General features: G+C 39.9%; 21 protein-coding genes. 15 read left to right on the top strand and 6 right to left on the bottom strand.

The window, feature by feature from the left end; translation table 11 throughout:
* The first annotated feature begins 92 nt into the window (after positions 1 to 92).
* The 3 genes from AC13EX_RS00995 (at position 93) to AC13EX_RS00985 (ending at position 2941) form a co-directional block, all read left to right on the top strand.
* Positions 93 to 1103, top strand: coding sequence for a dipeptide epimerase (locus AC13EX_RS00995; protein ID WP_482891191.1), 1011 nt, complete (start codon positions 93 to 95; stop codon positions 1101 to 1103).
* Between the two features lie 14 nt (positions 1104 to 1117).
* Positions 1118 to 2176, top strand: coding sequence for an aminotransferase class I/II-fold pyridoxal phosphate-dependent enzyme (locus AC13EX_RS00990; protein WP_482891190.1), 1059 nt, complete (start codon positions 1118 to 1120; stop codon positions 2174 to 2176).
* 411 nt (positions 2177 to 2587) lie between these two features.
* On the top strand, positions 2588 to 2941 hold the full coding sequence (locus AC13EX_RS00985) for a four helix bundle protein (RefSeq protein WP_048641781.1): 354 nt from the start codon (positions 2588 to 2590) through the stop codon (positions 2939 to 2941).
* 217 nt (positions 2942 to 3158) lie between these two features.
* Here the strand turns inward: AC13EX_RS00985 and AC13EX_RS00980 are convergent, their stop codons facing one another.
* On the bottom strand, positions 3159 to 5033 hold the full coding sequence (locus AC13EX_RS00980) for a DUF4838 domain-containing protein (protein WP_482891189.1): 1875 nt from the start codon (positions 5031 to 5033) through the stop codon (positions 3159 to 3161).
* 605 nt (positions 5034 to 5638) lie between these two features.
* Between AC13EX_RS00980 and AC13EX_RS00975 the strand changes: the two genes are divergently transcribed.
* Positions 5639 to 6298, top strand: a complete 660-nt coding sequence (locus AC13EX_RS00975) for a PQLLE family protein (protein ID WP_048641779.1) — start codon at positions 5639 to 5641, stop codon at positions 6296 to 6298.
* 65 nt (positions 6299 to 6363) lie between these two features.
* Complete coding sequence (locus tag AC13EX_RS00970) at positions 6364 to 7110, top strand: hypothetical protein (protein ID WP_482891188.1); 747 nt, start codon at positions 6364 to 6366, stop codon at positions 7108 to 7110.
* 3 nt (positions 7111 to 7113) lie between these two features.
* On the opposite strand, the gene AC13EX_RS00965 is transcribed toward AC13EX_RS00970, so the two are convergent.
* Positions 7114 to 8910, bottom strand: a complete 1797-nt coding sequence (locus tag AC13EX_RS00965) for an ABC transporter ATP-binding protein (RefSeq protein WP_048641777.1) — start codon at positions 8908 to 8910, stop codon at positions 7114 to 7116.
* A gap of 143 nt (positions 8911 to 9053) precedes the next feature.
* On the opposite strand from AC13EX_RS00965, the gene AC13EX_RS00960 reads away from it, so the two are divergent.
* The 7 genes from AC13EX_RS00960 to coaE all read left to right on the top strand — a co-directional run bounded on the left by AC13EX_RS00960 (position 9054) and on the right by coaE (position 14273).
* Positions 9054 to 10154, top strand: a complete 1101-nt coding sequence (locus tag AC13EX_RS00960) for a Glu/Leu/Phe/Val family dehydrogenase (protein WP_482891187.1) — start codon at positions 9054 to 9056, stop codon at positions 10152 to 10154.
* Between the two features lie 148 nt (positions 10155 to 10302).
* Positions 10303 to 11487 (top strand): transcription antitermination factor NusB, encoded by a 1185-nt coding sequence (gene nusB, locus AC13EX_RS00955; RefSeq protein ID WP_482891186.1) that lies wholly within the window; start codon positions 10303 to 10305, stop codon positions 11485 to 11487.
* 9 nt (positions 11488 to 11496) lie between these two features.
* Positions 11497 to 11805, top strand: coding sequence for a YtxH domain-containing protein (locus AC13EX_RS00950; RefSeq protein ID WP_048641774.1), 309 nt, complete (start codon positions 11497 to 11499; stop codon positions 11803 to 11805).
* A 12-nt stretch (positions 11806 to 11817) separates the two neighbouring features.
* On the top strand, positions 11818 to 12363 hold the full coding sequence (locus AC13EX_RS00945) for a DUF1573 domain-containing protein (protein ID WP_048641773.1): 546 nt from the start codon (positions 11818 to 11820) through the stop codon (positions 12361 to 12363).
* A 2-nt stretch (positions 12364 to 12365) separates the two neighbouring features.
* Positions 12366 to 12686, top strand: a complete 321-nt coding sequence (gene yajC / locus AC13EX_RS00940; RefSeq protein ID WP_048641772.1) for a preprotein translocase subunit YajC — start codon at positions 12366 to 12368, stop codon at positions 12684 to 12686.
* Positions 12687 to 12700: 14 nt separating this feature from the next.
* The gene (locus tag AC13EX_RS00935) at positions 12701 to 13666 is read left to right on the top strand and encodes a YbbR-like domain-containing protein (protein ID WP_048641771.1); all 966 of its coding nucleotides are present in this window, start codon (positions 12701 to 12703) and stop codon (positions 13664 to 13666) included.
* A complete protein-coding gene (coaE, locus tag AC13EX_RS00930) occupies positions 13659 to 14273 on the top strand; it encodes a dephospho-CoA kinase (protein ID WP_482891185.1) in 615 nt (204 codons plus the stop codon). The genes AC13EX_RS00935 and coaE overlap by 8 nt, the downstream gene beginning before the upstream one ends.
* Here coaE and AC13EX_RS00925 read toward each other — a convergent pair.
* Positions 14270 to 14515: a hypothetical protein gene (locus AC13EX_RS00925; RefSeq protein WP_482891184.1), complete on the bottom strand. Its 246-nt coding sequence runs from the start codon at positions 14513 to 14515 to the stop codon at positions 14270 to 14272. The genes coaE and AC13EX_RS00925 overlap by 4 nt on opposite strands.
* A gap of 441 nt (positions 14516 to 14956) precedes the next feature.
* Between AC13EX_RS00925 and AC13EX_RS00920 the strand changes: the two genes are divergently transcribed.
* From AC13EX_RS00920 to atpC, 3 genes are all read left to right on the top strand, one after another.
* Complete coding sequence (locus AC13EX_RS00920; protein WP_048641768.1) at positions 14957 to 15439, top strand: C40 family peptidase; 483 nt, start codon at positions 14957 to 14959, stop codon at positions 15437 to 15439.
* A 174-nt stretch (positions 15440 to 15613) separates the two neighbouring features.
* Positions 15614 to 17116 (top strand): F0F1 ATP synthase subunit beta, encoded by a 1503-nt coding sequence (atpD, locus tag AC13EX_RS00915; RefSeq protein WP_482891183.1) that lies wholly within the window; start codon positions 15614 to 15616, stop codon positions 17114 to 17116.
* Positions 17117 to 17169: 53 nt separating this feature from the next.
* On the top strand, positions 17170 to 17415 hold the full coding sequence (atpC, locus tag AC13EX_RS00910; protein ID WP_205749809.1) for an ATP synthase F1 subunit epsilon: 246 nt from the start codon (positions 17170 to 17172) through the stop codon (positions 17413 to 17415).
* 85 nt (positions 17416 to 17500) lie between these two features.
* On the opposite strand, the gene AC13EX_RS00905 is transcribed toward atpC, so the two are convergent.
* The 3 genes from AC13EX_RS00905 to AC13EX_RS00895 are packed head-to-tail and all read right to left on the bottom strand — an operon-like array spanning position 17501 to position 21403.
* Positions 17501 to 18310 carry an N-acetylmuramic acid 6-phosphate etherase gene (locus AC13EX_RS00905; protein WP_482891182.1) on the bottom strand — a complete coding sequence of 270 codons (810 nt, stop codon included), beginning with the start codon at positions 18308 to 18310 and terminating at the stop codon, positions 17501 to 17503.
* Between the two features lie 32 nt (positions 18311 to 18342).
* Positions 18343 to 19155: an HpcH/HpaI aldolase family protein gene (locus tag AC13EX_RS00900; RefSeq protein ID WP_048641764.1), complete on the bottom strand. Its 813-nt coding sequence runs from the start codon at positions 19153 to 19155 to the stop codon at positions 18343 to 18345.
* Positions 19156 to 19159: 4 nt separating this feature from the next.
* On the bottom strand, positions 19160 to 21403 hold the full coding sequence (locus AC13EX_RS00895) for a hypothetical protein (protein ID WP_482891195.1): 2244 nt from the start codon (positions 21401 to 21403) through the stop codon (positions 19160 to 19162).
* Positions 21404 to 21419: the final 16 nt, after the last annotated feature.

Here is a 21419-nt window from a genome sequence, read left to right as displayed (position 1 = left end):
ATAAGAGTACTTATTTAAATTACGGCTATATATAAATTAAATACGGCCTTTTTGATCAGAGACATTCATGTAAAACCCCAGCCTACCACTATATGAAACTGGAACTACTTCCGCACAAATTACCATTAAAACATACTTTTACTATTGCCCACCAAAGCAGAGATGTTCAAGACACCATGATCGTAAAACTGATTCATGGTGAACATTACGGTCTGGGAGAGTCCACAACCAACCCTTTTTATGGAATTACTTTGGATAATTTGCAATCCTGTCTGGTACAGGTAGCGGAGAAACTGACAAAGCTGGATCCCATACACCCGGAAGAACTTTGGACCATTACTGCCCCTTACTTTAAAGGCAATCCTTTTGCTCAATGTGCTTTGGACATGGCTGCCTGGGATTTGTATGCCAAGCTACAGGCTAAGAAACTCTACGAATTACTTGAGCTTGACCTGAATAAAATACCAGTAACCAATTTCACCATAGGCATTGCTCCCATCAGCAAAATGGTTGAAAAAATGAAGGAAATGGACTGGCCTCTATATAAAATCAAACTGGGAACTGCCAATGATATGGAAATCATCAGGGAGTTGCGCAAACATACTGATGCCACTTTTAGAATTGATGCCAACTGCGCATGGAATGCGGATCAAGCCATCGCTTATTCCCAAGAACTGGCAGATCTTAATGTAGAGTTTATGGAGCAACCTCTCCCAAAAGATGACTTTGAGGGAATGAAGAAGGTTTTTGCCAAAAGCGCCCTACCAGTAATCGCAGATGAGAGTTGTATAACAGAAGGAGACGTTGCCAAATGTCAGGGGTACTTCCATGGCATCAATGTTAAACTGGTCAAAGCCGGAGGAATCACTCCTGGGCTGCGAATGCTTAAAGAGGCCAAATCTTTGGGTATGAAAACCATGGTAGGCTGCATGACTGAATCTTCTGTAGGCATTTCCGCCATTGCCCATATCGCTCCTCTTCTGGATTATGTAGACATGGATGGAGCCATGCTTTTGTCTAAGGATATCGCTAGTGGGGTGGAAATTTTCGACGATCATGTGACTTTTCCAGACAGGAATGGAACAGGTGCCTTACTTCTATAAACCAATAATTAGCCATGAGCCATTCCTATTTCACCCCTCTTCCTGACAGAGAAATCGTTAGCGAAGGAAAAAGATACCTGCATTTTAGCGGTACTTCTTACCTTGGTATGGGCAGTCAGCCGGAATTTAGGCAAGTACTTATTGATAGTATTTTAAAGCACGGCCCAAATCATGGCTCAAGCCGCAACAGCAATGTACAATTGCCGATTTACGATACCTTTGAAGCATATTTTGCAGCTGGGTCAGGAGCGGAAGCGGCGGCTCTTCTGAGCAGCGGTTTTATGGCAGGCCAACTTGCGCTTAATACCTTAAGGCCTTTGGTAGACCTGACCTGGACTGCACCCGAAACCCATCCAGCCATCACCTATGAAAGTCAGCCACAGTCCGATCTTTCCCACAAGCAATGGCAAAAAAAATGTATCGCTAAATCAAAGGAGCTGTTGGGACAAAAGGTCCTACTGCTATCCAATGCGGTAAATCCACTAATTCCTGAAATTCATGATTTCGAATGGACCAAAAAACTTTCTCCCGCCAATAATTACTACCTACTGGTAGACGACAGCCATGCCTTTGGCATTCTGGGCAAAGGCCTATTTGGCACCTATGCCCAATGGAAAAATCTTCCCGTGGAACTGATGGTTTGTGGCTCACTGGGCAAGGCGCTTGCCCTTCCAGCAGGCATTATTTTGGGTAGCCAGCCTCTGATAGACAAGGTTAGAGAAAATGCAGTCTATCGTACCTCTTCCCCTCCTGCTCCGGCATTTCTAAATGCATTTTTGGAGGGCCAGGACATCTACCAAAGTCAGCAACAAAAGCTGAGTAAAAACCTCCACTACATGCTCTCCGCTGTTTCTCAGCTAGAGGAATTCAAAATGTTGCCCCAGTACCCTGTCATTTCCTTTGCTCCTGAGCACTGGGTAGACAAATTACATGAAAAAGGGTTTGCGCTATCTTCATTTCCTTATCCATTTCCCGCTAGTCCTCCAGTTAACCGCATCATATTGTCCGCCTGGCACCTTCCAACTGATCTTGAAGCCTTGGTCGGAGCGATTGGGGAGATTATTAATTGTTAATTATTAATTGTTAATTGTTAATGAGAAAGGGGTGGTTAACGTTTATAGCAAGGATTTAAGGTCTCCTTGTGGCAATCGCAAGCGGTGTCGGTTTTTGCGATGCAAAAACTGGACTTATCCTTCGGAAATAACTTCTACTAAGCAGGTCTAGGGTTAATCCATTATACCACGTCAACAAACATTAATAATTAACCATTGAGCAATTAATAATTATTAAAGGATGCTTGTCGTTTATAGAGAGAGTTTTACGTCTCCTTTTAGCAAACGTAAGCAGCGTCGGTTTTTGCGATGCAAAAACTGGACTTATCCTTCGAAAACAACTTCTACTATGCAGGACCTGTATGGATGCGATGGTGCACGGTAAACAACATTGATAATTAACAATTAACCATTAATAATTAAAAAAAAATTATGAAGGAGAACATTGTTAAAACGAAGAGTTTTGCATTTGCTGTCAGAGTAGTCAAGCTATACCGGTTTTTGTGTGAAGAGAAGAAAGAGTTTGTTCTCTCAAAGCAACTTTTAAGGAGTGGAACCAGCGTTGGGGCGATGGTAAGGGAAAGTGAGCATGCTGAATCCAAAAGAGATTTTGTCCATAAATTAGCCATTGCTCAAAAAGAAATAAACGAAACAGTTTATTGGCTCGAACTATTAAATGAAACAAACTACCTTAGTGAAGAACAATTTTCAAGCATCAACGCAGACGCTGTTGAGTTAATTAAACTGGTTACTAGCATCTTACGAACAACAAAGAATAATTGTTAATGGTAAATTATTCTTTGTTAATGAAAAAGGAATGGTCATCGTTAATAGTGAGGATTTGACGCTTCCTTTTAGCAACCGTAAGCGGTATCGGTTTTTACTTCGTAAATACTGGCCCTTTTCTTTCAGTACAACTTCTACAAAGCAGAATAAGTGTTAATGCAATATTTCACGATAACCAACATTAACAATTAACCATTGATAATTAACAATTAAAAACCTATTCATTAACAATTAATAATTGATAATTACGAAGGTATTCCTTCGGCGTGGTATGCCATTCGGAGAGCCTGCTGACTTCTGTATCCATACACTGGAAGTAAAAATCGTATAACAGATTGCTTACCTCTTCTGGGAGTTTAAGTTTCTTTTGGTCTCCTTCTTGATAGGTTTTCCAATTACCTCCCTCTTCTTCTTTTATAATTTCCAGCATGGCAAAGGTCACTGGCAGTCGGGCGGATTTTACCCGTTTAAGTTGTTCAGGATTTCTTCTAACTGCTTTCTCTGCTTTGTCAAAGAGCTCGTTGTATTTTGACAATAATGCAGGGCTAAGAAAGCTGTCTTTTTCTTGTTTAGGATTTCCAAATATGGACATTTTCCTGCCTGTAAATCCCTGATTATTCTCATGCAACAGGCTAATATAATCCTTAATATAGGGTGCTGCTTTGCCGTAATAAGCCTTCCAAAAATCCTCCATTTCTTTTTCTGCATCCAAGTCTGGGTTCCAAAGCAGTTTGGCCAATAAGTAGGCCCTTATTTCAGCAGACTCCCCACCAGCCTGAATATTGCCTTGTGCAAACACCGCACTCACATTGTTGTCGCGAAGAAAGGAAATATTGGGTTGCAGGGTGCGAAGATTAGGAAACGGAGCTAGCAAATTGGCAAATTGAATATTGTAATCCCATACCAAGATATTGTCTGTAATCTGCCCCCAGCCTTTCAGGTCACTGCTGAAGTCGGGATCACCCGATTCCATTGGCTCATTCCGAGTGCTCTCTATGCTACATAGCATGATATTGACATTTTCACGAGGTACAATATTCTTGGGAGGCACCCTCGTATACTGGTAAGCAAGGGTAGAGATGATTTTGTCTGGAAAACGCTCAGCTACCTTATTGACAAAGGTCAACATGGACCCCATGCCTAGCGCTGGGTATTCACCACTATGGGTGGCATACATTTTTTCCTCAGGAGCAAAAGCCGCATACTTGGCATCCAAGGCGGCACAATGCTCACATTGGCAATAATTCACATTGTCATTCTGGCTAACAGACCAATAAAGGGCATCGGGTTTCTTATCAATGGCTTTTTGAAGATTCTCGCAAACAATCTCAAGAACATCCGGATTGGTTAGGCAGAGTTGGGATTCAGGTTGTACGCTTTTTCCATCCCATGATGGCACCAATCCAGGGTGTCGCTTGCCCTCATAAAAGCTAAAATATTCAGGATGACTTTCACCATATTCTTCTGGATTGAGAAAACTATGAAAAGTATGCACCCAGTGCCCCCATTCAGCAGGAATCTCACCCCGCTCAGTATGCGAATGCAACTTGTGCCAGTCCATGAATTTAGGATCATAGGCATGGTTGTAATAAACCTCCCTAAAGCTGAAATCAGGAACTTGAAGGTCAGCCACTTGGGGGATTTTAATGGTTTTTTGTTGGGGAACTACTTCAAAGGTTGCGGTATATTTTTTACACCCCAGGTACTGCTCTAGAAAAGTATAAACTGCATACTCCACGCCTTTCTTTGGCCCACCGGTTAGGATGAGCTGCTTTCCATTATTCCCTATGTAAAGGCCATCTTTCCCCATTTCATCATAAGGCAATTGGGCAGTCTCGGGACGGTTCACTTTTCCTATTAGGATTTCATTCGCTCCAGGAAGTCCACTGTCCTTCTTTACAGGCAGCTCGACACCAGCTATTCTAAATAAATAATGTTGCAACACCTTGGCTCCCTTAATTTCTTCTAAAGTGGGTTGCTCAGGGATAATAATGGTAAAGTCAGATTTTCGGTTTTTGACCAGGGTAAGTTCCTGTGCCAGGCTGGAGGAAAAGAAAGAAAAAACCAGTAACAGTACAACAATTGATTTCATAGAGCAAATTATGGGTTTTTGAAGAATTGAAAACATGGAGTAGAAATATACAACAGATGGAGGGAAGGCGCAAGCACCTATAGGATCAACGTGAAATATTCAATAAACCTTCGATTCATTCTTGAAATCACCTGTCACCATGATTTTTTATAATCATTGCTTTTAATAACACCAGCACCCCATCTAAAAGGCAATTAATTCGGTATTTTGACAGTAAAAACACCCAAATATTCTAAGATAATTAGTAAATTGATTAAAAACGATTCGTTTTTAAAGGAAAAAGCAACATTAATTATTAAAGACACCTAAAGGAGTCAACAAAAATAAATAAAGAATAGGCAAGTAGCTTTAAGGAATCTATAAGCAGTTATAAGGAAATAATAAAATCTATAAGGAATTAGTAAGTCGCTATAAGGTCAGTATAAAAATAAATAAGGAAAGAAAAATCAGTAATAAGGAAATTGGAAGTTCTCTTAAGGAAGATAAAAAAAGTAAAAAGGAATAGTTAAAATGTATTAAGGAACAGATAGTCGCTAAAAAGGAATAAAAAATCATAGTAAAGGAATTTGCAATCAATTGATTTTATAACCAAAACCGTAGATTTTATGGCCACTAAAAGGACAAAATCCGAAGCCGAAACCCTCGAACTGTACCGTATATCCCTGGAGAATGTGGGAAAGCAACCTACCATTGCTGCTTCAATGGCTGGAATTGGATACGATGCTGCAACCATAAGTGAGGGGAAAGCTTTACTAAAGAAAACAAGGCAAACTTTTGATATTAATAGATTTGAAGCCAGAAAAACTGCCGCAGCATATGCTGATTTCTTGGCTGCCAAAGCTACACTGGGAAAGACCTATGGCTATCACAGAAAGATCTCAAAGATTATATTCAAAAAGGATACACTCACCCTTAACCGCCTTGCTGTATCAGGCAGTATGCCCAAAGCCTATATTGCTTGGTTGGAAACTGTGAAAACTTTTTATAGGGTGAGCACAACTGATCCTTCCATTCAAGACAAATTGGCTAGGCTAAAGATCACGGCCGATGCATTGCATTCTGCGCAGACATTAATAAATAGACTCGAAACCACCCGAACGTTTTATCTTAGAAAAAAAGGGGAATCCCAGAATGCTACTAAAACAAAAAATAAGACCTTTGAAAATTTGGATAAATGGATGGCTGAATTTTATGCCGTAGCCAAGATAGCCCTAGAAGACAAACCCCAGCTAATGGAATCTTTAGGTAAGCTGGTCAAAGGTTAAATCTAATAGAACAGGCACAAAACTTGATACTAAAGCATTAAGTTAAACCTAAAAGCAAGTTATCCATGTATAAACCAGTTCTAATTCCCATTGTTTGCCTTATATTCTTAGCCGCCATACCCCTCAAAGCCCAAATAACAATAGATGCGGAAACCGGGCTGGCCTTTCCAGGTTATAATGATGTGCGCATACCCAATACCACAGGGACTTTGTTTAGTTTTCAGGATGATTTTGAAGCCGAAGGGCCTGTAATACCTTTTCGCCTGAGGCTTGGCTATACTTTTAAAGAGAAGAACCATATTTTTGCGCTTTATGCACCACTAGGTATCAACTACAATGGCACCGCCAACAAAGACATCAGCTTTGAGTCAAGCGTATTTGAGCAAGGACAGGCACTAAGTGGCTATTATCAGTTCAACAGTTACAGATTAACTTACCGTAGAGACATTATTACTTCCGGAAACTGGCAAGTAGGTGTTGGCTTCACAGGAAAAATTCGTGATGCGCAAGTTCGTCTAGCGAATGGGCAAGGGCTTAACGACCGAAAAGATGATTTGGGTTTTGTGCCCTTATTGCACCTGTATACAGCCTATGATCTTGGTGGAGAAAAACTGATATACTTTGAGGGAGACGGCCTTGCCGGAGGCCCGGGAAGAGCCTTTGACTTATTCTTGGGAACGCGACTGCCCATCACCAATCATATTGGCTTTAAAGCAGGCTACCGGTTCCTGGAAGGAGGAGCAGATGTGGACGAGGTGTACAATTTCACTTTGGTTCAGTTTGCCGTTGCAGGTCTGTTTATCCAATTGTAAAAGCTACTCCTCAAGCTCTCCCGCCTGTTGGGTTTGCTTTTCATACAAGGCAGCATAGGTTCCTTTAGCAGCAATTAGGTCAGCATGATTACCTTTTTCGACGATGGCACCATCATCCAAAACAAGAATCTGATCGGCAAGCTTGGCTGAGGACACCCTATGGGAAATGATAATGGAAGTTCGGTCTTTCATTATCTTTTCCAAGGCATTTAAAATGGCATTTTCAGTTTTGGTGTCTACTGCAGATAGGCAGTCATCGAGTAGTAGAATCTTGGGAGATTTTACAATGGCCCGAGCAATTGACACCCTTTGTTTTTGTCCCCCTGATAAAGTCATGCCTCTCTCTCCCAGTCGGGTTTCAAAACCTTGGGGAAAATCAATGATATTGTCATAGACATCCGCATCTTTGGCCGCTTGTTCGATTTGTTTCATGTCCAAAGTTTTACCCAGACCAAAACCAATATTATTGGCAATAGAATCACTGAATAAAAACACATCCTGAGGCACATAGCCTATTTGTTCCCGAAGATTGGGTATGTCATAGTTTCTTATGTCTTGGCCATCAAGCAATATCCTTCCCTCAGTCGCGTCATAGGTCCGCATAAGCAAATTGGCGATGGTCGATTTTCCGGAGCCAGTAGTTCCGATGATTGCCAATGTTTTACCCGCCTCAATTTCAAAACTTACCTTATCCAAAGCCTTAATACCGGAGTCAGGATAGACAAAGGTTAAGTCTTGCACTTCTATGTGCCCTTGAATCTCTTTTTCCAGGTGCTCAGCACTTAAAATATCATTTTTCTCATCCATGAATTCGTTGATCCTGGCCTGAGAAGCAGCGGCTCTCTGTACTATACTCGTCACCCAACCCAGAGAAGTTACCGGCCAGGTTAGCATATTGACGTAAAGGATAAATTCTGCTATCACTCCATAACCAATTGCCCCTTCTATTACTTGAATTCCTCCTACATACACGGTTAGAATTGTACTGAGTCCTATCAATGCCATGATCAGAGGAAAGAACAAGGACTGAACCTTGGTAAGGGATATGGATTTATTCTTATAGTCTTCACTGGCTTTTTGAAACTGATTGGCGCTGTCCTTTTCTCTAACAAAGGATTTGATCACCCGTATGCCTGAAAAAGCTTCCTGCACAAAAGTACTTAGGCCCGACAAGCTTCTTTGAATCTTTTCTGAGCGCTTGTTGATCATATTATTGACCAGATAGATACTAACGGACAAAACGGGTAGAGGCAGGAGGGAGTACAAGGTAAGGGGAACATTTACGGTCAGCATGTACCCAATCACCATAGGAAACAGGATGATCAAATTAATGCCATACATGAGAGCAGGTCCCAGGTACATTCGGACTTTAGAAACATCCTCAGTGATCCTTGCCATCAGGTCACCCGTACTATTCTGCCGAAAGAAACTTAGAGGAAGTGTTTGGTAGTGGGCATAAATCTCATTTTTGAGGTCATACTCTATCAATCGCGACATTGCAATAATAGTCTGACGAATAAGAAAAAGGAAAAGCCCTCTTAGCAAAGCCATGGCAAGAATAAGCAAGCCAAAGATCAAAATGTATTTCAGAAACTCAGACCTGGAGGCTTCTTGCACTATTTCCCCATCATCGAACACCTGATAATAGCTAAAACTTTCCACCACATAATCGATGGCAATCCCTACGAGTCGTGCAGGAATTATTACAAAAAAGTTTGAAATAAATGTGAAAACTATTCCTAAAAAAAGGTACAGTTTATATTTATATAGATATTTATTTAATCTCCAAAGGGGCTTCACAAAACAAATGACTTTTTAAACCACAATATCTTTTATAATATTATGTTATATTGCAAATGAAAGGCAGGTGAAATAGATTTAATTCTGTAGGCACCTGTTTTTAACTGAACTCAAATATAACATATTATAAACATCAAAGTTCAATGGCGGCAATCAAAACGGAGGAAAAACCGAAGATTAATGAAATCTATGGTCAAATGGAGGCAATGGAGCATGAGCAATTGGTTATTTGCTATGACAAGCCTACCGGTCTAAAAGCTATAATTGCTATTCACAACACTGTACTTGGCCCTTCTCTTGGAGGAACCAGAATGTGGCATTACACCAATGAAGAGGATGCGATCAAGGATGTTTTGCGCCTTTCCAGAGGAATGACTCTGAAAGCATCTATCTCAGGTTTGAATATTGGAGGTGGAAAAGCGGTTTTGATCGGTGATCCTTCGATGAAAAATGAAGCCTATTTAAGGCGATTTGGACGATTTATTGAAAGTTTGGGAGGCCGGTACATCACGGCCGAAGACATGAATACCCAAACCTCAGACATGGAATACATTGCCATGGAAACCAAACATGTGACAGGACTACCTGAGAGCAAAGGCGGAGGAGGAGACCCATCTCCCGTTACAGCTTACGGCACCTATTTAGGTATCAAGGCTGCTGCCAAAAAGGCTTATGGCAGTGATTCTCTGGAAGGAAAAAAAATCCTAATACAAGGGACTGGTCAGGTAGGAAAACATTTGGCTGAATATTTAAGCAAGGAAAAGGCCCACTTGATGCTGGCCGATATTAATGAAGATAGAGCAGCCAGGGTGGCAGCTTCAGTTGGTGGGAAGATTGTTTCAGCCAATTCTATTCATGAGATCCCTATGGATATTTACGCACCCTGCGCCATGGGCGGACAGCTCAATGACCAAACCATCCCGGCATTAACCTGTGACATTGTAGCCGGTGCGGCCAATAATCAATTGGACAAAGAGCAAGTACATGCCCGACAACTAATGGATCATGGCATACTTTATGCACCTGACTTTTTGATCAATGCTGGGGGATTGATCAATGTATATCAGGAATATCAGGGTAATTACAGTAAGGCGCTTGCAATGGAAAAAGCCGAAAAAATATATGAGACCTGCCTTGACGTATTTGAACTGGCTGGTGATCAAGGGATTTCCCCACATGAAGCAGCGCTTCAAAAAGCGATAAAAAGGGTTCAAGATATGGGAAAATTAAAAATGTCTTGGTAAGTTAGCGGTTTTTTTACCGCATGTAAGATCAAATATTTGTCCTTTGCAGGTACATTTACTAATTTGCAGAAAAATTAGTTTTGACAAGGAAAGGCTGCTTCTGTTCTCCCTGTCAATAAACACTTATCACGTTCTTTAATTTCAGTTAATGTTAAATAGGAGAATCCTCAGAGTAAAAGCATTTCAGACGCTATATGCTTTTCATCAGTGCAAACATTCCAATGCGAATCTGGCACAAGACTTTATAAAAGAAGCCTTTTTACCAGACCTTAATTCTATGGAAGTACAGGACAGGAGTTTGCTTAAAAAAGAAGCAGAGCGATGTATTCAGGTTTTTATCAAAAACATTGATAAAGAACAACTTTCATTGGACAAGAGCGACAATGAAAAAGTAAAGGACATAGCGGTTAAGGCTATTGCTTTCTATAATAATAACAACAAAAAAGACAAGGAATTTTTACGGACGAACATGTTGACAGCTGTGGAGAACATTCCTGGTTTGTATTTGTTCGCAATCAGTATGTTGGTTGGTTTTGGAGAGCATGTTCGGAAAGAAAAAATGAAAAAGAGGAAATTTGAAGACCAACCGGTAGTCACACTTCCTTCAGCTTATAATCTAGGCTTTAATAAGGCCTTGGCAATTATAGAGCAAAATCATTCTTTCAAGAAGGAATGCCTTAGATTTGATGTAGACATTGCGGAATTAGAGCTTGAGATCAAAGAATGGTACAGAGAATTGGTAAAACCTCTGGAGGAATACCAAAAATACCTGACCATAGAAAATCCAAGTCTAGAAGAGGACAAGGAGATTTTACAAGTTATCATCAAGAAGATTATTTTTAAAAAGGAGGCTACATTAAGTTTCTTTCAGGACAGGGATTTGAATTGGTCGGAAAACAAATCGATCGTTCGAAGTTTGTCCACCAAGGTTATAAAAACCATAACGGGAACCGAGGACGAGGCAGATGAAATACTTCCGGAATTGGCATTAAACTGGGAAGAAGACAAAGAATTCTTTCAGGACATTTATAATTTCACCATTGCTTCGGAGAAGGAATACAGTGAATTAATTGCCAATACCACTAAAAATTGGGATGTAGAAAGGATCGCTTTGACGGACAGGGTAATACTTATCATGGCTTTATCAGAGATGGTAAACTTCTCAAGTATCCCTACCAAGGTATCGATTAATGAGTATATTGATATTTCCAAAACGTATAGTACTCCGAAAAGTAAGCAATTTGTAAACGGTCTTTTAGATACCTTGTCAAAAGAACTAACCGAAAACGGAAAAATACGTAAGAGTGGTAGAGGGCTTATAGACAATAAATAAAAACATAAAATGGGTAAAAAAGGTAATTCATTATTCGCATTTGCTCTAGGAGCAGGTTTGGGTGCTACTCTAGGGGTGCTTTTTGCCCCTGACGCAGGAAATAATACAAGAGATAAATTATCCTACAGACTAGCAAAATACCGTACTGAGCTGGAAGACCTGATCAATGAACTGATAGATGAGAAACATCTGCCGGACAATATTGCCAGATCTGAAGGGGATAAAGTAATCACAGAGGCAAAATCTAAAGCTGAAAATTTGCTAAATGATGTCAATAAACTTATTGACCAAATCAATAACGACAACAATAAAAATTAAAACTGTTTATTTATGAAGTATTCTAATCTTTCAGTGTGGCTTTTAGGCCTTACACTGATCATGGCAGGAGCATGTGGGGAAAAAGGAAGTGGCAATGATGATAAAATCCAGGAGCTGGAGCAAAAAATCTCCCAGTTGGAGCAAAATCAAGTAGTAACTCCTTCCAGTGCACAAAATGTACAACCTGCCGACCCGTCAACAGTTGGTTCTTTTGCATTTGAAGAAGAAGTCTTTGACTTTGGATCCATCAATGAAGGTGAAGTTGTAGAACACGTTTTCAAATTTAAAAACGAAGGACAAGCACCTTTGATTATTTCCAATATTCAGGCTTCTTGTGGTTGCACAAGCCCAGAATGGTCAAAAACACCCGTTAAACCAGGAGATGAAGGTTTTGTAAAGGTTCAATTTAACTCTAGAGGAAAATCCGGAGTTCAAAGCCCAACCGTCACCATTCAGGCTAACACTTCACCATCCGTAACTCGATTGAGATTAAAAGGAGAAGTAAACAGACCATCAGGAACATCAACCGCACCTTCAGCAGGGCCAGTAAAACGATAAAAATGCAGAATTCAATATTACTTCAAGTAGATAGTGCCATGGGTAGTGGCATCATGGGTCAAGTTTTTCTTTTTGGTAGTATCATTCTGATCATGTATTTCTTTATGATCAGACCACAACAAAAAAAACAAAAAGAAACTGCCAAATTTATCTCTGACATTAAAAAAGGAGAACAAGTAGTAACAGTAGGTGGAATCCACGGAAAAGTATATTCCGTAGAAGGTGACATAGTCACCATCGACTTAGACAAAGGGATGAAGATAAGGGTTGAGAAATCTGCTTTATCTCTCGATTACACTAAGAAATTATCAAATGAAAAATAATTCTCCGTACACACTTGAGTACACTAAGTAATTATTTCCGGAAATTTAGACCTGATAAAACTTCCAATCTGAAGGTGGTAGTCCTGTGCGTTGTCACAGCTACCACCTTTTGGTTATTAAATGCCCTTAATAAAGACAATTACACCACTGTAGTTGACCAACCCATTCTTATTCAATTTGATGAGGAGGAATACATGGCAGTGAAAGGACTTCCCAATGAGGTCAAAATAGAAATTAATGGAAACGGCTGGGACCTTTTGAAGAAACACCTGGGTGTCAGTCAGGATCCATTGGAAATAACCCTGGAGGACCCCTCTCATCAGCCTTACCTAGTTACAGAGGAAATTACTCAGCAAATGTCAGAGCATATCTCGACAACAAATTTGGTGAGCATAGTTCAGGACACTTTGTTTTTTAGTATTGACAAGATTGTTTCTAAAAAGATACAAATTGTCCCTGATACCCTGCCCAACACTTTGGCTGAAAATCACGATTTCGCTTCACGTATTAGCATTGACCCTGAATATGTAACCGTCAGAGGCCCTATTTCAATCATAGAACAACTTGATGGAAAACTGCTGGTCCAACTAGGCGAAAACAATATTAAAAACCATTATTCAAAACTGCTCCCACTGGAGTTAGATAAAACAAAAAAGGATTTTTTAACCTTGGACGAAGAGACGGTACAGATAAGTTTCCAAGTCGTTGCATTTATTGAGAAAACATTGAAATTGGATGTGAAAAAACTGTATTTCCCTGCCAATGTGGATATTGAAGGAGATGTCCAAAGTGTAACACTACAATTTTTAGTCGATGAAAGGAAACAGAATGACCTTGAATCTTTAAATCTCTCCGCTATTCTAAATTACAATAACAGAAACAGAGAGGACAGTTCTATTGCTGTTTCTTTAAATGTAAATCGTTCCTTTCTTCGAGACATAACCTTCTCTCCTGACAGTTTTGATCTGATTTATGAGTAGTGCTGTTCCTTTATTGGTGGGTATAAGTGGAGGCATTGGAGCTGGAAAAACCCTGGTTTCCAAAATATTCTCCCTGCTTGGCATCCCTATATACAATGCCGATGACCGTGCAAAATGGCTAATGGCCAACCATCTCCCTTTAAAAACAAGGATCATTGAGAACTTCGGCACGTCTGCCTATTTCGAAGATGGTCAACTTAATCGCCAATACCTGGCAGAAATTGTATTCTCAAATCCGGACAAAACAAGCCTCATCAATGGGCTTGTTCATCCAGCTGTTGGTGAAGACTTTGAATTATGGGCTAGTCGTCAGCCGACCAAGTATGTATTAAAGGAGGCGGCATTACTTTTTGAAACAGGCTCTTATAAAACCCTGGACTTCACCATACATGTAGCTGCCTCAGAAGCGATAAGAATAGAACGTGTCAAATCAAGAGATGTACAGAGAAGTACAACTCAAATCAAGCAGATAATCGAAAAGCAGCTAACTGACGAAGTGAAGAATAAACTGGCAAATTTTGTTATTACCAACGATGACTCCATTTTGGTAATACCTCAAGTGCTAAAAATCCACGCACAGTTAATGGAAGCAAAAATCAAAAACTAGATTTCGTTCAAGCGAATCTGATCCAAATAGAATTTCATTCTTGAATGACTGTGGTTCAGGAAATCAATTTTATCTATTCGATCATGTTTGTGATTATAAAACACCTCCACATACTCTTCTCCCAAGAGATAGAGGTTTACTTTGTGGGTATAATACCTAATGGCTACAACAAATGTACCTTCAGTATACAGTTTCTGAATTTTCTTGTGAATGCTAAGCCTGCTGAAGTCCTCTTTACTCATCGAATGCTAGATTGTAGTGATTTATAAGTTAGGCTTTTGGGTGATTAGGTAACGTAATAGGAGAGATTTCCAGTTCATTAATGAATAAAAGTAAATAATTTAATCAAAAATAGCACTCTTCTGGCAAAGTAATTTGGTTGATTTGAAGTACCTTAATGTTTTTAAATCCAGATTAAGCAATAGGGATTCACAACTTCTAAAGGGAAGTGTGGCAATCACAAGAAAATCAAGCTATTTAAAGAATTAACCCAAAAGCAGCTGAGGTGAAGACTTAAATAGCAATGAAGCGACTGCTTTTGAAGTGATTGTACCTCAATAATGGAGGGCTATAGCCTATTTCGGATTAAACAGCTTATTATTGGTCTTGTTATCGCGCTGTATTCACAGGCAGGTTATATCAAGGCGAAATTAATTTATAGAATGAAATAACTGATTTTATTTATGATTAAACATCAAAGAAACAGCCTTTATGTACTTTTTGTTTTTGGTTTATTACTCCTTTTAAGCAGTTCTTGTTCTTCAACCAAAAAAATCCGGCAGCAAAACATTCAGCATGTAATCAATACGGCAAAATCTTATCAAGGCACACCCTATAGATATGGAGGGAATACCCGATCAGGGATGGATTGCTCTGCCTTGGTTTATCTTTCTTTCAAAAGCGTGGGTGTAACCCTTCCGAGGGTATCGGCCGAACAAAGCAAAATTGGAAAACGAATTTCCAAGGACAAATTAAAAAAAGGAGATGTTGTCTTTTTCGCTACTGGTCGGAGAAGAAACAAAGTAACGCATGCGGGAATTGTGTCGGAAAAACGGATGGGAAAAACTTATTTCATTCACGCTTCGACTTCTTTGGGAGTTACGGAAGACAATTTGCAATCAAAATACTGGTCAAAAAGATGGGTTAGGGGCAGAAGGATTTTCTAGAAGGCCAAAAATAGAGGCAAAAAGGAGTGAAATCCTATAATTAAATAAATAGTGATATAAAAATTTGGATCAAAGTGTATTAATTTTTAAAACATCCTTTGGTATTCAGCATTATTAACTAATTTTGCACTCGAATTAAAAAGTATTGTTCCAATTCATCTTTAAAATATAACAATGGCGAATACTGGTAAGATAACTCAGGTAATTGGTCCTGTTGTGGATGTTTCCTTTGAGGGAAGTAAACTGCCGAATATCCTTGATGCACTTGAAATCACAAAAGAGAATGGCCAGAAGGTAATTCTTGAAGTACAACAACACCTTGGCGAAGACCGGGTAAGAACCATTGCGATGGACTCTTCGGAAGGTTTGGTAAGGGGTATGGAGGTAAGAGACCTCGGAAGCCCTATATCAGTACCAACTGGTGACAATATCAAAGGAAGGCTATTTAACGTTGTAGGAGAAGCCATTGATGGATTGCCTCAACCTGAATCTAAAAACAGGCTACCTATCCATAGGTCAGCACCAAAATTTGAAGACCTATCAACTTCTACGGAAGTATTGTACACAGGAATTAAGGTAATCGATTTAATTGAGCCTTATGCGAAAGGTGGAAAAATTGGTTTGTTTGGAGGAGCAGGTGTTGGTAAAACAGTACTTATTCAAGAACTGATCAATAATATTGCTAAAGCATACTCCGGTCTTTCTGTATTTGCAGGGGTAGGAGAAAGAACAAGAGAAGGAAATGATTTGCTCAGAGAAATGATCGAATCAGGAATCGTAACTTATGGTGATGATTTCGTAGAATCTCTTGAAAATGAAGGTGGATGGGATCTATCTAAAGTGGATCTTGAGAAACTTAAAGATTCCAAAGCAACCTTCGTCTTCGGACAAATGAACGAGCCTCCTGGAGCCCGTGCAAGGGTAGCTTTGACAGGTTTGACTTTGGCAGAGTATTACAGAGATGGTGAAGGAGATGGAGCAGGTAAAGACATTCTTTTCTTTATTGATAATATCTTCCGTTTTACCCAAGCAGGTTCTGAAGTTTCCGCCCTTTTGGGAAGGATGCCTTCTGCTGTGGGTTACCAGCCTACCTTAGCAACAGAAATGGGTGCTATGCAGGAACGTATCACCTCTACCAAAAACGGTTCTATTACCTCTGTACAAGCGGTATATGTACCTGCTGATGATTTAACGGATCCAGCACCAGCAACAACTTTTGCTCACCTTGATGCACAAACTGTACTTTCAAGGAAAATTGCAGAACTAGGAATTTATCCAGCAGTGGATCCTTTGGATTCTACATCTAGGATTCTTGAGCCATCTGTAGTTGGAGACGAGCATTACAATTGCGCAACCAACATCAAAGAGCTTCTTCAGCGTTACAAAGAACTTCAGGATATCATTGCTATCCTGGGTATGGAAGAACTTTCTGAAGAGGATAAAATGGTCGTACACCGTGCAAGAAGGGTACAACGTTTCTTATCTCAACCTTTCCACGTAGCTGAACAGTTTACAGGTCTTAAAGGTGTGTTGGTAGATATCAAAGATACTATCAAAGGCTTTAACATGATCATGGATGGAGAGTTAGATCATTTGCCAGAAGCAGCATTCAACTTGGTAGGTAGCATCGAAGATGCCATTGCCAAAGGAGAAAAAATGTTGGCAGAAGTAAAATAATAGCACTTTATTAGGGTAATACTTTAAAGTATTACCCTTTAATAAAATATATCATGCATTTAGAAATCATTACACCGGACCAAAAAGTATTTGAAGGAGAAGTTTCTGAGGCTACCTTCCCTGGAGCCGATGGTTCTTTTCAGGTACTGAAAAACCACGCCGCTATAATATCTGCCCTTGTAAAAGGTGCGGTTTCTTACACAACAACTGAGGGGCAAAAGTCACTGGTAGTTGATGGAGGAGTAGTAGAGGTGAATGACAATAAAATTATTGTATTGGCTGAAAAGGTAGTGGATTAATCTACTTCTTTTCTTTCACCAATTAAAAAAGGGTGCTGAATTTAAATTTCAACACCCTTTTTATTTATAGTATATACCTATATACTTATTTTCCCAATGAATCAAGGGAGGCTTTCACCGAACCTTTGTCCATTAAAAGCGCTTTGGCCTCATCATAATCAGTCATCCCAGCCCTTTCCATAAGCATTTTCACACTTCTGTCAATGATCTTGTCATTGATAAGCAGGACATTTACCATTTTATTGTCTTCTACTCTCCCCAATCTAATCATACAGGTCGTAGAGATCATATCAAAAATCATCTTTTGTGCCGTGCCGCACTTCATTCTGGTACTACCAGACACGAATTCTGGACCAGTCAATACTTCTACAGGGAAATCGGCATGCTCAGCAATGGGTGATTCTGGATTGCTTACAATACAACCGGTAAGTATTCCTTTTGCTCTACAAATTTTTAATGCCCCCAAAACAAACGGTGTAGTTCCACTAGCAGAAATACCCAAGACAAAATCTTTATCCGATACCTCATAGCCAGTTAAAGCATCCCAACCCGCATCAGGATCATCTTCCATTTCTTCTCTGGCTTCAATTAAACGGTCTACTCCGCCAGCTAAAATGACATTTACTTTACCCTTTGGAATCCCATAGGTAGTGGGTAATTCTATTGCATCTAAAACAGAAAGTCTTCCTCCACTTCCAGCTCCCAAATAAAATAACCTTCCGCCATTTTCCAATTTTTCGACGATAGCGCTTATCAATAAGTTGATCTTTGGCAATACCGCTTCTATAGCAAGTGCTACTTTCTTATCCTCATTGTTGATATTGGCGGTCAATTCCTCCACAGACATCTTTTCTAAATGCCGATACAAAGAAGGCTGCTCAGTAATTTTTGTCATTATATATTTATTTTAAATTTCACTAAAAAATCTCAAATCGTTGGTGTACTTCCTGGCTTAACTCCACCTGTAAGCTTGCCATCAGAGGCTTCTCGAACCAAATTAAAGTCTGAATTTAATCTTTGTGTAAATAACGCAAAATCCGAACTATGAACCACCATATTTACCCCTTCCTTTATCCAAAACAACTGCCTTTCTATGGTTTCTGAGAAATGAATTCCCACTGCCAATTCAAATTTAAGGCTTGTTTTAACAATTTTTCTTACCGTGTCTATAAAATCCGGGTGATCATAATCTTCAGGAATGCCCATGCTTACGGACAAATCGTGGGGCCCAATAAACACCCCATCTAGCCCTGGCACTGACAGCAACTCTTCCAATTTTTCTACCGCAGGCACACTCTCGATATTCACAATGCTTAAATGCCCTTCATTGTAGCTGTCTAGGTAAGCTTGCAAATCAGGAGTAAGTTTTTCCTTACCCTCCATGTATTGGTGCAACCTCTCCCCCTTTAAAGGTCTGAATTTGGTCGCTCCTATTAAAACCTGAACATCCAGAACGGTTTCTACATAGGGAATAACCACGCCTACTGCCCCCGCATCTATTGCCTGACAAACCAAATGATGGTCCGCTTTATAAACCCTCACTATAGGAATAATACCTCTTCCTTTATAGGTCTGACACATTGCTGAAAGCTCCTTGCGGGATAGAGAAATATGCTCGGTATCAATAAAGACAAAATCCAATCCGGAGGATGCCAATGCTTTTGGCCACATGGAATTATTAGATGTAACACAAGTGCCAAGCACCAATTCTCCGGATTGAATTCTATTTTTAAAGTTCATTATTTTATTTAGTCAATGAATCACTTATCACGCCTAAGTATCTGCCCATCCAGTATGGTAACAGCCAGATATCTCCTGCACTGAATTCATGGCTTCCACCATGCCCACCATCTAGGGTAAACCTATTGCCATTGTGTCTGCGTACCATTAATTCATCCGGCGGAAGAACTATATCAGTACTTTGCTCTCTGAAATTTGGCTCCAATAAATTAATGTCTTTTCTATGACTATTCTTGGTTGACCAACTGATCATATCAAGAGGGTGCTCCTGAAGGTACCAAACAGCTTCTTCCAAATCAAAATTTTCTCTGTCAACCAAAGCTCCAAAAATATTCCAAAGTCCATCTTTCTCAGGTCGCTCTGCTTCCCAGTGATCCAGAATGGCTATCCTGTATTTTTCTTTTAGCTCTTCAGTAAATGCATATCTATACAAGCCCCAATAGCCCAGGAAGTACATCTCATCATCGGAATGGTTCCAAGACTCAGACAACATCGCGGCCCAATCATCACTTCCTTCTTCAGCTTTGCCTATTCCTTCCATTGGACGCATTAGGTTTTCAAGATATCCATGCTTGTCCATTAGCTTGTATGCTTCTTTTTTATAAACTTCTTTGCCTGTAAAATAATAGGCTGTTTGCAACATGGCAACGATATTCGAAGAATTTAGCTTTCTATCCCCTACCATGGTAGGAAATCCATTTACATATTCCGGATTCCATCTGCCCCAAGTTGTATGTTTACCATCAAAATCTATTAGGTACCAATCATTTTCAACGATATGGGTCATAAGCTGATCCAATAAACCTATAGCCTGCTGACGCAAAGCTTCATTGTCTACCAATTCTGCAATTACACCAAAAACAAAAACATGTCCGATCACTTCATCACTACTGGTAGTGGCTTTCCAGTCCCATTCAGGATCAGAAGCATGTTGCCACCTGTCTGGATCGGCTAGTTTATCTATATATCCGCTTCTAGAAAAAGACCTGGATGGAAACCCTTTCACAGGATTGATGGTGTATAATCTCTCCATTGCATCTAATGATTCTTTTACATTTTGCAAGGCTTCAGCTGATCCGGTAGCTGCATAACGAAATGCCTCTCCTCCCAAATACATGGAAGTCCAAAGCCCATCATTATCGGAATCACTAAGCCTACCACTGTCTATATTACCTTTTTCCATTCTAGATAAAGTAGCATTGAAACCATGACGGATATGTCGATCTCTTACTTGTTTACCATAAAAATCTGCCTTCTCTGCCAAGGTCTGAGATATGAATACCAGTTTCCCAAGTCCCTTATCTGTCAAAATCAATACCTCATCTTCATTCTTTTGGCTGATATGAAGCACTTTATCTCCTGGCAACCACCTTTCTCCTAAGTAGTAGTTAAACTTCCCATCTTCTTTTTGCATAAATGCACCTTGCTCTGAACCAAACCATAATAGACCATTGATCTCTACAAGGCTGGTCAGGGATGGCCAAGGCAATGCTTTGTTTTTGCTTCCTTCTTGCTGGTTTGAAAGCAGGTTCCATTCGAAATAGCCATCTGTTGTTCCAATGGCAATTTTATTCTTACCCTCACGAAGAGCAAAACTTGTAAATCCTGTTCCTTCGGTAAGGATGTCTAGCTTTTTACGGGAAGCTGAAAAAGACATTAGCTTATTTTCAGCCAATAAGTAATAGTTTCCTGTGTTCTTGTCATAGGTAATACCAATTACCGGTGAACCACTGATTTTCCCTTTATAGCTTACGCCTTCTTTATTTACTAGGTGAATGGTACTTCCATCAGAAACTAAAAAAGAGAAATCTTCTCCGTGAGCAAAATGTACAGCACCAGAAAGCCCATGCTTTAGGTAAAGACTTCCTGCCCAGGCATTGCTAAAAACAGCTTTATCATCTAGGTAAACAAACTGGTTCTCTACTGTGGTAATATTTCTGACGTTTTTATCCTTCATCGCCAGGTAGGTCTTGTCAGCGGTAAAACTTCCGGGGTACAAAAAGGCACCTGCATGGGTTCTTAGTAGCCCTTTTTCCCCTAATACCTGAACCGTTCCGTTCCTGTCAGTATAAACCTTTTTAAGGTCTCCTGTATCTTCTGATGAATAATATTTGACGCTGTATTCCTGGATAAAAGGAATGTCCTGATGGGTTCTATGGTTGCTTGTTGGCAAATGTTGGCCATGAACTGCTGTCAAGCCCATAAGCAATCCTATAACAACAAGAAGCTTTGACTGTATGTATTTCATTGTAAAATAATATGGT

This window comes from Cyclobacterium sp. L-R (genome assembly GCF_056859355.1).
The sequence above is the reverse complement of the archived record's forward strand: the minus strand, read 5'-3'. Positions and strand labels throughout refer to the sequence as shown.